At 37.5% G+C, this 14,526-nt stretch carries 10 protein-coding genes and 1 other RNA gene; 5 read left to right on the top strand and 6 right to left on the bottom strand.

Annotated elements, in window-relative coordinates:
- Positions 1 to 9 precede the first annotated feature (9 nt).
- Both hsdR and ssrA read right to left on the bottom strand, forming a co-directional pair.
- A complete protein-coding gene (hsdR, locus tag MTO68_RS18565) occupies positions 10 to 3,474 on the bottom strand; it encodes a type I restriction-modification system endonuclease (protein ID WP_244013880.1) in 3,465 nt (1,154 codons plus the stop codon).
- Positions 3,475 to 3,870: 396 nt separating this feature from the next.
- Positions 3,871 to 4,229, bottom strand: a transfer-messenger RNA (tmRNA) gene (gene ssrA / locus MTO68_RS18570).
- A 130-nt stretch (positions 4,230 to 4,359) separates the two neighbouring features.
- Between ssrA and glpK the strand changes: the two genes are divergently transcribed.
- Positions 4,360 to 5,841 (top strand): glycerol kinase GlpK, encoded by a 1,482-nt coding sequence (glpK, locus tag MTO68_RS18575; protein WP_244013882.1) that lies wholly within the window; start codon positions 4,360 to 4,362, stop codon positions 5,839 to 5,841.
- 74 nt (positions 5,842 to 5,915) lie between these two features.
- Here glpK and def read toward each other — a convergent pair whose 3' ends face one another.
- Positions 5,916 to 6,395 carry a peptide deformylase gene (gene def, locus MTO68_RS18580; RefSeq protein WP_004817516.1) on the bottom strand — a complete coding sequence of 160 codons (480 nt, stop codon included), beginning with the start codon at positions 6,393 to 6,395 and terminating at the stop codon, positions 5,916 to 5,918.
- 204 nt (positions 6,396 to 6,599) lie between these two features.
- Between def and MTO68_RS18585 the strand changes: the two genes are divergently transcribed.
- Both MTO68_RS18585 and MTO68_RS18590 read left to right on the top strand, forming a co-directional pair.
- Entirely contained in the window at positions 6,600 to 6,803 is a 204-nt protein-coding gene (locus MTO68_RS18585; RefSeq protein ID WP_244013884.1) for an amino acid transport protein, read from the top strand.
- Between the two features lie 194 nt (positions 6,804 to 6,997).
- Entirely contained in the window at positions 6,998 to 8,272 is a 1,275-nt protein-coding gene (locus MTO68_RS18590) for an MFS transporter (RefSeq protein ID WP_244013886.1), read from the top strand.
- Here MTO68_RS18590 and MTO68_RS18595 read toward each other — a convergent pair.
- From MTO68_RS18595 to pnuC, 3 genes are all read right to left on the bottom strand, one after another.
- Positions 8,269 to 9,411: a GGDEF domain-containing protein gene (locus MTO68_RS18595; protein ID WP_244016003.1), complete on the bottom strand. Its 1,143-nt coding sequence runs from the start codon at positions 9,409 to 9,411 to the stop codon at positions 8,269 to 8,271. The genes MTO68_RS18590 and MTO68_RS18595 overlap by 4 nt on opposite strands.
- Before the next feature lie 759 nt (positions 9,412 to 10,170).
- The gene (locus MTO68_RS18600) at positions 10,171 to 10,467 is read right to left on the bottom strand and encodes a hypothetical protein (protein ID WP_244013888.1); all 297 of its coding nucleotides are present in this window, start codon (positions 10,465 to 10,467) and stop codon (positions 10,171 to 10,173) included.
- Between the two features lie 22 nt (positions 10,468 to 10,489).
- Positions 10,490 to 11,074 carry a nicotinamide riboside transporter PnuC gene (gene pnuC / locus MTO68_RS18605; RefSeq protein ID WP_244013890.1) on the bottom strand — a complete coding sequence of 195 codons (585 nt, stop codon included), beginning with the start codon at positions 11,072 to 11,074 and terminating at the stop codon, positions 10,490 to 10,492.
- A gap of 964 nt (positions 11,075 to 12,038) precedes the next feature.
- Here pnuC and MTO68_RS18610 point away from each other — a divergent pair.
- Together MTO68_RS18610 and MTO68_RS18615 are read left to right on the top strand one after the other, a co-directional pair.
- Positions 12,039 to 12,683, top strand: coding sequence for a YqiJ family protein (locus tag MTO68_RS18610; protein WP_004817527.1), 645 nt, complete (start codon positions 12,039 to 12,041; stop codon positions 12,681 to 12,683).
- Between the two features lie 30 nt (positions 12,684 to 12,713).
- Positions 12,714 to 14,420: a flotillin family protein gene (locus MTO68_RS18615; RefSeq protein ID WP_151803199.1), complete on the top strand. Its 1,707-nt coding sequence runs from the start codon at positions 12,714 to 12,716 to the stop codon at positions 14,418 to 14,420.
- Positions 14,421 to 14,526 lie beyond the last annotated feature (106 nt).

Genomic DNA, 14,526 nt, shown 5'->3' on the forward strand with positions numbered 1-14,526 from the left:
AGCGAACTTTTAAGATGCCTTCCAAACACCATCACTAATATCATCGACCAGTTTTTCAACATCAGTCTCCAAAAGCTGAGTCAAGCGTTTTACGCCACCAGCACTCACAAACTGATGGTGAATCATGGTCTTATCCACAATAACTTCTTTGGCAATAAATAGCGTTAAACGCTCTAACCATTGTTGTTGATCAGGTGTCCAGTCACGTAGTTTTAGAATTTTATCTAAACCACGTTTATAACGCTCCTCTACAGAGGAAATATCCTCACCCAAGGTTGCACGACGGATCATAGAAATAATCTGCGAAGCATAGGTTTGATTAGTTTCATTGTTTCCCAAAGCCTGAGAGAGCTTAGTTTGAGTAAAGCCTTTACTGGTCAAAAGATTTTCCAGCTCTCGTAACTGCTCACGAGTTAAATCTGAAGGCCGTGTAACGACAGCTTTAATGGCAGCATTGTCGTTCACCTCATTTTGAATAAAGTGATCAAATTGCTGTAAATAATCTTCTGGTCGTTGATGCGTTGTATCAATAAAACGCTCTACTAACTCATCTTCTTCATTAGAAATAATGGGTAATTCCAAACTTCCCAACGAATGGCGAACCTCAGTTAAACGCGCCTCTAAAATAGCGCTGTTTTGTTTGAGCCAATCCCCCAAACCATCTATACCTTTTGCCCGTAACAACTGTGGCAGTTGATTAGATTCCACTCCAAAATTTTCTTTAATTTTACCCATTGCTTCACGTAATTGAGTTTGATCAGGATGATGCTTAAACTTTTCAGCCTTACCTAAAATCCGTGTAATTTTTTGAATAAATTCATCCAAAACTAAATCTGCTTGCGTACGCTCCACCTCATCATTGGAAGAAATTGAAACAGCTTTAGCTTTCTGCATAAGATCAGCATCACACAACTCATTTATAAGCTGGTCAATACTAATATTTGGACGCACCACAATCGGCTTCATTGTGTTAACATCTTTCAATGTGGTAAAGATATCTACAGCATCAAAGACACGAAATTCTGTTTTACCAATCTCTGAACATAACCGTGTCGCTCGCCCCAACATCTGTTCAAACAACACACGAGAACGCACTTTACGCATAAATACTAAATTACTGATTTTTGGAACATCAATCCCAGTAGTCAGTAAGTCTACGGTCACTGCAATATTTGGAAATTTATTCTTTTTAAAGCTTTCAATCAGCTTATCGGGTTGCTCTGCAGCCCCTGTAATTTTAGCGACAGCATCAGCATTCCAGGCTTTTGCATATTTTTCCTTGAACATTTCATTAAGTAGTAAGACCACCTGATCGGCATGACGATCAGTTACACAGAAGATCATTGTCTTTGCCTCGCCAAGCGGATCTAAATCGTCAACCAAAGCTTGGCAAATAACTTGATTAAATTCAGGAGCTATCACACGACGATTAAAGTCAGCTACATCAAAAGCCATATTATCTTGCAGCTGTGCTGTACTTTTCTGCCCAATTTTATTTGTTACTACATCAACAATTTCACCCTCAGGTATTTCAATTCCGGCCTGGCTCAGTTTAGTAATATAACGAATTGGCTGGTCATAATTAACCAAATAACCTTCTTCGACTGCGCGAGTAAAACTATAGGTAAAGACAGGATTGCCAAAAATTTCCGTCGTATGTAGTGCTGGAGTTGCAGTTAAGCCAATCAAAACGGCATCAAAATATTCCAGTACCCGTTTATATGTTGACAGGTACTGCGCCTCATCACGAATACTATCTTCACCTTCAGTCATTTCCTTATCTAAGGTATAACCTCGATGTGCTTCATCAATGATAATGCAGTCGAAATAATCAATAGGTAATGGATCACGACTGTTAAATAATCGATGCACTAAACTTTGTACTGTAGCGACCTGTACATCTATATCTATGTCGTACTCAATACCCAAATCAGAAATCGTGTAAATTTGAGTAAGTGTCTGACTTTGATCAATCACTTCTGATTCAAATGCTTTAAATGCCTGCGTTCCTAATGACGAACGATCGACTAAAAATAAAACACGTTGAAAACGATTACTCTCCAATAAACGATACATTAAACCTGTCGCTAAACGTGTTTTCCCTGTACCCGTTGCCATTGCTAATAAACAGCGATCCTTGCCTTTCGCAAGCGCACGTTCAACTGCTTTAATTCCTTCACGTTGGTATAGACGATCATTAAATGGGAGGATCTCTGTTTTTTCTAAATACTCATCAGCAATTTGGACATCATATTTCAGTTTATTTAATAAACCATGAGGTGAGTGGAAACCATATAATGCTCGGCGTAGATTTGAAGGTTCACGAACATCGCGAAACCAAATCCCCCCTTCATCAATTAGGCGTTGTGAATAGGGTTGACCATTGCAGGAATAAACAAAAGGAATATGGAAAGTCTTATCTTCAATCTGCCAAGGCTTTTGATGATCACCTAAGCTATATGCAGATTTTATTTCATTAGTAAACTGGAAACCTTGTGAATAACGTTCAGCTTGAGAAATAAAACTACTCACCGTTTTGTTTTGTTTCTTTGCTTCAACAACAGCTACAGGTATCAATCCTGCAAATAGCACATAATCAGCTTCACCGCTCTCTTCATCAAGTAAAGTCGGGTATTCAGCAATTGCAAGGTTTAAACCCTCTTGTGGACGCACACCTTTTGCATACGTCAACAATTCAGTATCTGTAATCCAACCCGCTTGATTCAACTGTTGATCAATCAATAAACGTGTTTCTGCTTCAGAAAGTTCAAAACTTTGATTCGCTTCTTTAAGTTGTGATGGATCGATCACCTCAACATTAGGTCTAGGTTGTTGTTCTAATTCTTTAACTTTTTGTTCGAGCTGAGCGAGCTGCTGTTTTAGCTCTTTAGCTTCAGTATATTGTTGCTGTTTTAGCTTTTGATTTTCAGCTGCCAATTCAGCATTTTTTTGCTGAATTTCTTGATTAACGGCTTGTTTATCATATGCTGTACGTAATTGTTGCTGAAGTTCCATAAGTTCAACACGCATACGACGCGTTTCAACAGTTGGATCTTCTGGTGCTTGATATGGTCTAAATACTATTGATTTCTTTTGTGTAACCAAATACAACCATTGGGCCACTTTATAAGAAAGTGAGAGAGATGAAAGTGCATCACTATGATTTGTATTTAATTCATGTGCACCTTTATTGCCATTTTTACGCAAAGTATGCAGAACAGAGATTAAGTCTGCTTTTATCTCTATTTCATTTTCAAGACGACGGATACGAGTTACAAAGTCTGTTTGCTCAGTAAACTCAATTTTATTTGCAAATGCTAAACGATTCACCAGACTTTCTGCAAACTTACGTGTTTGCACTAACGTATGTGCTGGGGCAGAATAATAGGAAGCTTCTGCACTGACCAATAAGGCATGCATTAAAGGATCTATTTCTTTTACAAACTCAAATTGAGACTCAACTAAATCATTCATGATTATATGCAACTATCTGTATTTTATTGTGCTTTTTTAAGCGACCCTACATTTATTCTATAGCATATCATTTACCATCTAATAAATTAAGAAAAATATTTTTCACATAAATTAGATCCCAAAAATTATTGTGGGTAACTGCTAACTTTTATTAAATTTAACATACTTGCAAATTCTACTAATTATCAGTAAGACCTCCCACAGCCATTACAGCTGTAAATGAGTATCCTGTAGATTCACAATCTCAACACTCTTTTGTAATGGTGTTTACTCTACTTCAAGCAATCATGATAGATATTTAGGCGATAAAAAAGCCCTGAAACTGTTAAATTTCAAGGCTTTATTAAGTTTCATGATACATCGTACAACTAAGTGACAGATCATGATTTACAAATTTGGTGGAGATGGCGGGAGTTGAACCCGCGTCCGCCAACACTACACTCGAGAATACTACATGCTTAGATATCGTCAATTATTTTAACATTAAGTGACCCGACGAACAGGGTACAAAACGCGATCCTCTAAGTTTAGTATAAAGCCCCGAGGCTTGACTTTATACGGACTTGTGTGCGTGCGCTACAGTCGGGTCCACTGACCACAAGTATTCAGTGAAGCGGACAAGCTGCCCTTAGGCAGCTAGAGCGTAAGATTCGTCGTTTGCGACTAAAATATGCAAATTTGATTTACGAGAGAAAATGCGCTCTCGGCATGCATCTATGAGCTTCATCATCGGCGTCGAAGCCAATAACATCCCCAGATAACACGGCCATCATAACATAATTGTTGCAAATTAAGCAGATAATTCACTACATTTATATCAAATGATGCGCCTAGTTCTATAATTGCGCTACTATCACTATTTTTCAAGGGACAAATATAAAAAAGATGAGCTATTTACTCTCACTTGATCAAGGAACGACCTCTAGCAGAGCAATTATCTTCGATGAGCACGGAAAGGTATATGCCTCTGCTCAACGGGAAACCCAAATTAAAACCCCACATTCGGGCTGGGTTGAGCAAGATGCCATGGAGATTTGGACCACACAAATCACCGTCGTACAGCAAGCAATCGCATCGGCAAGACTATTGGCCAAAGACATTAAAGCACTTGGTTTAACCAACCAACGTGAAACCACTGTAGTTTGGGATAAGCGAACAGGTAAACCACTTGCCCCTGCCATCGTTTGGCAAGACCGCCGCGCTACAGACTGGTGCAATCAGTTAGTTCAAAACAATTTATCTGAAAAAATTCACAAAAAAACAGGATTAAGAATCGATCCTTATTTTAGTGCTGGAAAACTGGTTTGGTTATTGGAAAATGTGCAAGGCTTAAGAGCACTGGCTGAACAAAATCATGTAGCATTCGGTACAGTCGACAGTTGGTTGATTTGGAATTTAACCCAAGGTTCCGAGCACGTCATCGAGGCAAGTAATGCTTCACGTACCATGTTGATGGATTTAAAAACGCAGCAATGGGATACTGAATTAATTGAATTATTTAATATCCCAGCGAGTGTTCTGCCTAAAATCATTCAATCCGATTGTTATATTGCCAATACCGCCACAGGGCTTCTTGGTGCGGAAATTCCCATTTGTGGCGTATTAGGTGATCAACAGTCTGCTCTCTTTGGACAATCATGCTTTGAAGCTGGAACAGCCAAAAATACCTATGGAACAGGCTGTTTTATGCTGTTCAATACTGGAACAGATATTCAATATAGCAAAAATAAATTACTCACCACCTTAGCATGGAAATGCCAAGACCAATCTCATTATGCCTTAGAAGGCAGTGTATTTATGGCTGGTGCGATTGTGCAATGGTTAAGAGATGGTTTAGGAATTATCAAAAATAGTGCTGAAGTTGAAAAGTTAGCTTGCCAAGTTGACACTACAGATGGTGTCGTTCTGGTTCCAGCCTTTACAGGTTTGGGAGCGCCACATTGGGACAGTGAAGCACGCGCTTTACTCTGTGGAATGTCACGTGGAACCAATAAATCACATATTGCCAGAGCAGCCTTAGAATCCATTGCCTTCCAAGTTTCTGATGTGTTGACTGCGATGCAATCGGATATTGCACAACCCTTAAAACAATTACGTGTGGATGGTGGCGCAAGCCAAAATGATATGCTGATGCAATTTCAGGCAGATATTTTAAATGTACCTGTGCTACGCCCTAAACTTTTGGAATCTACCGCTTGGGGTGCTGCTGCATTGGCAGGATTAAAGGCAGGTGTTTTTAATAATCTCGGTGAAATTTCCGAATCTTGGCAATTAGATCGTGCTTTTGAGCCGAAGATGAGCGCAGACCAAAGACAATATCATTTAAGCTTATGGAATGGTGCTTTGCAGCGCGCGAAGTCCAATTAGCAATTCTACGTAGAAAAGCTTGGCTAGAATTCAAGATAAAATTCAAAGTGAAATTTTAGCCAAGCTTTCTCAGTTTAAAGTCTTTCAACAAACAGTATCCCATTTAAATGGTCAATTTCATGTTGCACAATGCGTGCAGGAAAACCATGAAACTGTTGAATAATCTTTTCGCCAGTCAGCGTGAAAAATTGCACAGTAACCGCTTCAGCACGAGCCACTTGCCCTCTTTCATTCGGCACACTTAAACATCCTTCCTCACCCAAGATTGTCTGTTCAGACTGCTCTAAGATTTCAGGATTAATCATTGTGATTGCATCCATTTCAGGAGCGTCTGGATAGCGAGGGTTCGCTCTTGAAGCAACAATAATCACCCGTTTAGAAACATAGACTTGTGGTGCCGCGATCCCTACACCATTACGCTCTAACATGGTGGCCTGTAGGGCCTTGGATAATTCGTTTAGCCAAGTACTTGAAAACTCAGCTTCAGCCACAGGCGCTGCGATTAATTTTAAAACGTCTTCACCACGTTGGGCGACAGGTAACACGGCACTCATTATCTTGTACCTTGATCAAATGTAAATTAAATAAAGATGAGTGTAGCATTTGAAATGCGCTTTCTAATTCAATTATTGTGCAAAAGTATGTAGGTTATGTACAAATGAATTTCTATTTACCAAAGCCAAATGACAGCTTGTCTTTTAAGCCATTTTTAATCATGATCGTGTAAATAACAAGCGTCCAGTCTATCGTTGAAAATAATGAATACAGCACCCCTACTCTTAGGCTTGATCTTTAGCTCAATTGGCTTAGGCTATTTTATCTATGGAAAAAGACAGCGAATGAACATGCCTTTTATCTGTGGCATCACTTTGATGATTTTTCCTTATTTTCTTGAAAATACAATGATTATGTCTGTATGCGGTCTTATTCTGAGTGTTATCCCGTGGCTGATTCGCCTGTAAGTGATCAATATTTAAATCTATTAGAATCTAGCTTATCGCAATGCTTTTAAAGCAAAAATGATTTTTAAATCGCCTCGATCACCTATAAAAATAAGTATAATGCGTAAAAATAAATATTGATTTTTTAAGTAAAAAATAGTCAATTAAAATGATTACATTCACATTCAATATCTCTTTTAAGGCATAGCATCATCATGGACGAAAAATTGGGCCTCAATAAGGAAGCAAAAAGAACCCTTGCATTGTCTTCTCTGGGCGGTGCGCTCGAATTTTATGATTTCGTCATTTATGTATTTTACGCAAAAATCATTGCTGAACTATTTTTTCCCAGCTCTTTAAGTCCTTTTTGGGCAATGCTGAATACTTACGGAATTTTTGCCGCAGGATATTTCTTCCGTCCGTTAGGTGGAGTGATCATGGCACATTTTGGTGATCTCGTCGGACGTAAACGCCTGTTTAGTTTATCCATATTACTGATGGCACTTCCTACTTTGTTCATCGGTCTAATGCCAACTTATGCAGACATTGGTTTAGCTGCTCCACTGCTACTGTTGTTGATGCGCGTGGTTCAAGGCATTGCGATTGGTGGAGAAATCCCCGCAGCATGGACATTTGTTTCAGAGCATGTACCAACAAAGAAAATTGGTTTTGCCAATGGTTTGCTTACCGCTGGTTTGTCATTGGGGATCTTACTGGGCGCTTTGATGTCGCTGTTTATTTCACTTAAGTTTAGCGAAGCAGAAATCCATGCTTGGGCTTGGCGTCTCCCATTTATAGTCGGCGGAGTTTTTGGATTAATTGCCTTATATCTAAGAAGTTATCTGAAAGAAACCCCTGTATTTAAAGCAATGCAAGCGCGTAAAGAACTCTCAAAAGATCTACCCATCAAGCAAGTTTTGGCATCCCATAAATCTGCCGTTGTCATTGGAATGCTGTTTACTTGGTTTTTGACCGGTTGTGTTGTGGTGATTATCCTATCTACCCCAAATTTACTGACCACCACCTTTAACTTTCCACGTGCGGATGCATTTCAAATGCAAAGCATGGCAATTCTGATGCAAATGTTGGGTTGTATATTGGCAGGTCTGCTGGCTGATCGTTTTGGTGCTGGGCGCGTAATTTGTTTAGGATCTCTTAGTGTGGCAATCACTGCAGGTCTTTTTTATTACAGTTTAGGGCATGCCGCTCATTCAACGATCTTCGGGTTATACATGTTGCTGGGGCTATTTTCTGGCACAGTCGGTGTGGTTTCCTATAGCTTGGTCAAGATGTTTCCCGCCCCAATTCGTTTTTCAGGAATTTCATTCTCATATAATGTTGCATACGCAATTGCAGGTGGCTTAACCCTACCATTGGTACAGTGGTTGAGTTTATATCGCGATATTGGTGCTGTGTACTATATTGTTGTGCTTTGTCTAATTACCCTTATCACAAGTGTAGTTTATCGCAAAAAATTTGAAACGGTTTAACCGCGTTGTTTGTATCCAAATGAATGGGTAAGCTCTATTTCAAAGAAATGACAAACCTGATTACGCCCATTGTTTTTTGCCAGATATAAGGCTTGATCAGCCTGACGAATCAACTCCTCTTTTGTTGTTAAAAAAGGATTCGTTGATACTGCAACACCAAAACTTGCCGTCACTTTGAGCGTCTGTTGATGATCTAATCGTATTTCTTCTTTTTCAATTGCTTGACGGCATCTCTCAGCAAGTCTCAGTGCACTTTCTAATGCACCATTACTTATGAGAATAATAAACTCTTCACCCCCAAATCGTCCAACAACATCCTGTTCACGAATATTTTCAGTCAAAATTTTTGCAACCTGTTTTAAAACTGCATCCCCAATATCGTGTCCATACTGGTCATTAACACTCTTAAAATAATCTAAATCTAACAACACGATCGCAAAAGAACTTTGCTGCTGTTTTAATAGATCAATATTCTCACCAATCCGCCTTCGGTTATAAATGCCTGTAAGTGGATCTAGAACGCTAATTTGCTGGATCATTTGCTCTCTTTTGCGCCATTGAATTAAAAGAACCTCGAATAAAACCAGACTTGCAAAAAAAATTGGAATATAAAAATACAACATGCAAAATACCCAAAATGTATTTTTATATAGCGACATGGATTGTAAGTGTTCACTAAAAATTGGTGCATAAGTCATTTTATTCGTCAGGCTTAATCCAAGACTGATCAACATAAAACAAGTGATTGGAATGACGATTAGATACACCACTTTTCGTTCAAATAATACCAGTGCCACCGTGACTAAGCTGACATAACCTGCACTTGATGCTGGGCTAAAAATCCCGATGCAATGTGCGCCAAAAACAAAGATAAGACCAAAATATGCGACGGTTATATACGGTATTATGATTTCAAAAATAGAAATTTTACTTAAAGCACGAATAATAAAAATAAGTGCAAAAAAACCCAGTGCGGCTAAAGATAATAATTTCATATAGGTTGGATAAAAATCTTGATTAATCCAAGCTTGTAATTCAACTTGACTGTTGCTAAAAAACCACCAGACAATCCACGATAAAACAGCAATACCTCCCAAGAGGAGCACAAGGCTACACTTCTTAAGATTACTCCAATTCATGATCATGACGTCATGTGTGAAGTGTTCCGTTGAGGACTGTATCGCCGCTCTATGTTTTTGTTCCATATAATAACTATTCCATAAAATTGTGAATTTCTATCCGTTGTTTTATTTATCTGTATTGATCACTTAAATATAACACTCTAGTAATTTTATGTAAGTGTATTTCAAAAATATAGATTTTTATTCTAAATAAACCTGAAGCTTAGGATATTAATCCTTTATGTTATTTGTAAATATTTTCCAAATAACAATCATTTTATCACGCTTATTTTATCAATTTTAACTTTAAATTTTTCCTAATATTTCAATAAAAAAAAGGATTCCACTTACATGCTTTGGCCGAATGGAATTATTTTTCTTTTACTGGTGATATCCGTCAACCTTTAGCCTATTTGGACATATACGCATAGCTGGATACAAGCACTTTTAAAATAAGATATGTCGCCTTAATCGGTTTTCTTGTTAATTTATCCTAATTTATTTTTAACCTATATTTAAACATACTCAAAAAATCAATTTTAAAGCTCACAATTTGAAACATCATTTTAGCAGAATCAAAACTGGAAATATCCAATGAGATTGGCCTGAATCACTGTATTGATTGTCATACTGTTTTAAACTGCACACCATCAATATGGTCATTTAAATTCAGTGCACACATCAATGTGTCAGCACCACCCAAAAATCATTTGAATTCAGTTTTAAGCTTGATTTAAATAAAATATTTTTTCAAAGGCTTAACCAAAAAACTTGGCTTTATATTTTTTTATAAACTCTGATAGTTTTACTGTTAAATTTTAAACCGATAGACGTTGATTGAATTTCTATATTAAAAATCAGCGCTCTATATTTGATCTGAATACAAAATTCTTCTGCGCCATCATCCAAACCAGAAGTGCTCCACATTGTGCCCTGTGGGAACTGATCTAACCATGGGGCTTTGTAAAAATCAGAGACTGAATCAAAGTCGAGATATTGCTCAGGTTGAGCCATGATTCTTTCAACAATTTCTTCAAACTTTTGTTTTTGTATTTGAACAAAATCAATAATCATGGCAGCCCCTTAAATAATGATGTTAAATTCCTTTATACATGCTCGCCGATTGTTTCTTTTTAACCTGTTCCCATTGCCACCATCCAAATGCAGCCAGTCCAACAAACGCTGCATATAAAGCAGCTGTTAGGAATAATTCTTTGTACATAAACATCCCTACATAGACGATATCAACAAAAACCCAAAGCACCCAAGTCGCAATATGTTTACGGCTGGTCCAATAGGTTGCCAATAAACTAAATGCAGCCAGTTGGGAATCTAACATAGGCAAAGCAGCATCAGTAAAATAGTGCAGCGATAACCCAAATACTCCCCCTCCAACAGCAGCGATGATCATTTGCAGAATCACTGTTTGTACAGCAATGGGCTCTATTTGAATCTCTTGATCTTGCTGCTTGCCTTTTAGCCAGTGATAAAAACCATAAAAATTCACCACCATAAAGAACACTTGTAAGATTGTTTCACCATACAATTTAAATTCAAAGAATAAATAGGCATATAAAACAAAGGCAAAGAAGTTAAATACCCAACACCACATATTTCGCTTAATCGTCAATGTGACACCAATAATACTGATAATAACCGCGAATATTTCTAATGGTGACATGGTAAAAAGCTAATCAAGACAGGAAAGGCTATTATGAAAAAATACGGCATGATTGCAAGCAAAACCAGAACTAAAATTGAGAACGAAATCTTTAATATAATTTTTGAATTAAAATTCACAAAAAATGCTGTTGTTTTGTTTTTTGTATAATCGTTACGATAACAATATAAATTCCTTAAAAAGTAAATAATTAGCCTTAAATCACAGTTTATAGCGTATCGATTTTTAAAATCGTATTTCTAAGTCTCAATCAGCATACTCAAACATGATGCGATATAGCAAATTGAGTTCAATAGCATAGACTAATCAGCACTTTTGAAAGCTGCAATTTAAGCTTTGAACGATAGCAAATTTAACTAAAATAGCTGATAAAAACTGTCTCATTTGCATGAAAAAGCAGAGAAAAGATTAATCGGGAAAATGCAGCGCAAAATTTATTTATTTTAAATAATATGTTTAAAAACATTGATTAACATCTTGTTTTTAGTTGATATTGTTCACATTTTAATCATGTTTACGAGATTTAACACTTGTTTACGTGAATACCAATGAATTTACAGAGGGGAACCTCTACTATCAAACTTAAGTTATGAACAATCCCCAAAGTTCATAACATTTCTCCTTAACCGAACTGTGAAAGCAGATTCGTTGTTCTACGCAGTGATCACCCCAATCATTGCGTATTTTTTTGTCTTCAGTTCCCTCTGTAAACTCAATCAGTTATAAGGAATAGTTGGCTAAAATGCAAGCATTACTTTTCAAGCAATTTTCAAAATATAAAAGAATATATTAAATTATAAGATATTGATTTTAATTAATATAATAAAATATTTTGTTGCAATACTACGACAAAACCGATAAACTTAATTTATTAATTGAATTAACTGATGATCATTTAATTATTCAGTTCAAATTAAAAATTTTATTTATAAAAACGCGCAACAATAATTTTGAGTAGAACAATATGTGGGAATTATTTACACACTCATCCAACTTACTGTTTAGTGTCAGTCTGTGCCTGATGTTTTTATTGGGTATTGTGGAGTGTTTACTCCTTATTATTGGTTCAACCTCACAAGGTTTTTTAGACCAATTTATTCCAGATCAACTGTTAGAAACCCATCATGCGGATCTAGACATCCATACAGATCACAACCTTTTAGTGCAACTGTTAGATTGGCTCTATCTTGGCCGTGTCCCGGTCTTGGTTTGGTTGATCATTTTTCTGACTGTTTATGCGCTATTTGGTTTTATTGTGCAAAGTATATTTTTCAATTTCACTGGAAATTATTTTTCTATTTGGCTGATTGCGCCAGCCAGTCTTTTTTTATCTATGCCAATTGTCCGAGTGTGTGCAGCACTCGTTGCAAAAATTTTACCGAAAGATGAAACCACTGCGATTCACAGTGATGAACTGATTGGGCGTACAGCTCAAATTATTTTAGGTGAAGCAAAACAAAACTACCCTGCACAAGCCAAAGTCATCGATCAATTTGGACAGACACATTATATTTTGGTTGAACCAGAATTAGATGAAATCTTTCAACAAGGTCAAAGTGTGATTTTGACACAAAGAACAAAACTAGGCTTTCAAGCAACGCCACTTTAATTTTTCAATAACAAACCTGGGTATAATAAAATGTTGAATTCAAACTTATATCAAATCCTTGTTTTAGCAGGTATTATATTGGTGGCACTGATTGTCATCGGGGTTATTATCGCCCGCCTGTATAAACGCTCAAGTAAAGAAGTTTCTTTTGTCCGTACTGGTTTTGGCGGTGAAAAAGTCATTTTAAATGGCGGTGCAATTGTATTGCCAGTTTTACATGAAGTGATTCCCGTCAATATGAATACCCTTCGTCTTGAAGTCAAACGTGCCACAGATCAAGCGTTAATTACTCGTGACCGTATGCGTGTAGATGTGATGGCTGAATTTTATGTACGGGTTAAACCAACAGCTGAATCTATTGCAACAGCTGCCCAAACCTTGGGTAAAAAAACCATGTCACCACAAGAACTCAAAGATTTGGTGGAAGGTAAATTTGTAGACTCACTGCGTGCTGTTGCCGCTGAAATGGCAATGGAAGAGCTACATGAAAAACGCGTTGATTTTGTTCAAAAAGTTCAACAAGTAGTTTCTGAAGATCTGTTTAAAAATGGCTTAGAATTAGAAACGGTTTCACTAACAGGTTTAGACCAAACCAGTTTTGAATATTTTAACCCACAAAATGCTTTCGATGCAGAAGGTTTAACCAAACTGACTGAAACCATTGAAGACCGCCGTAAAAAACGCAATGACATTGAACAAGACAATGACTTAGCCATTAAAGCAAAAAACTTAGAAACAGAACAAGCGCGCTTGCAAATTCTACGCGAAGAAGAATATGCAAAACTTCAACAAGAGCGAGAAATCGCCATTCGTAAAGCTGAGCAATCGGCAGAAATTGCAACACAAGAAGCCGCAAAAAAACGTGAAGCAGAAGAAGCTCAAATTGCTGCTGAACGTGAAGTAGAATTAAAGCGTATTGCGTCTGCACGTGATGTTGAAAATGAAAATATTCAAAAAGCGCAGTTGATCCAAAAAGCCCAAGTCGAACAGAAGAAAACCATTGAATTGGCCGAGCAAGATCGTGCGATTGCAATTGCTGAAAAATCACGTGCTGAATCTGAAGCCAAAGCGTTGGCTGACCAAGCACGTGCACAAGCGGTAAAAGCGGAAGAAGAAGTGACAACTGTTCGTGAAACTCAGCGTGCAGAGCGTTTAAAAGCCGTTGAATTGGTGGCTGCAAAGCAAGTCGCGGAAACAGATGCGATTGCGATTACCGTAGCAGCAGAAGCCGCTAAGCAAGCAGCTGCAGATGATGCTGAAGCAGTGCGTATTGCAGCACAAGCGGATGCTGAAAAAATACGTTTAAAAGCCAAAGGTGAAGCAGATGCAAAAATGTTGCTTGCTGCGGCACAAGAAAAGCAATATCAAGTTGATGCTGAAGGTACGCGTGCAGTCAATGAAGCCAATAACGTGCTTTCAACAGAACAAGTTGAGATGCAAATTCGTTTAGCTTTATTGAAATATTTGCCTGAAATCATTCGTGAAAGTGTTAAACCAATGGAAAATATTGATGATATCAAGATTCTTCAAGTCAATGGTTTAGGCGCTATGGCAGGTTCCAATACAACAAGTGAATCTGGTGAACAAAATCAAATCGCTTTGTCTGATCAAGTGGTCAATAGTGCGCTGCGCTATCGTTCTCAAGCCCCACTGATTGATAGCTTAATGAATGAGTTAGGCATTAAAGGCGGAGATATTAATGGTTTAACGCAATCCTTAAAACCAAGCAATGACTAATAGAACTGACCTCATAATCCCTTAATTACCAGCCTCTGTCATCAGAGGCTTTTTATTGGATGGATTTTTATTCATGATCTAATAGACCTGATCGTTTTTAATGGTA

The sequence above is a fragment of the Acinetobacter sp. NyZ410 genome (assembly GCF_022828975.1).
Classification (GTDB): domain Bacteria; phylum Pseudomonadota; class Gammaproteobacteria; order Pseudomonadales; family Moraxellaceae; genus Acinetobacter; species Acinetobacter guillouiae.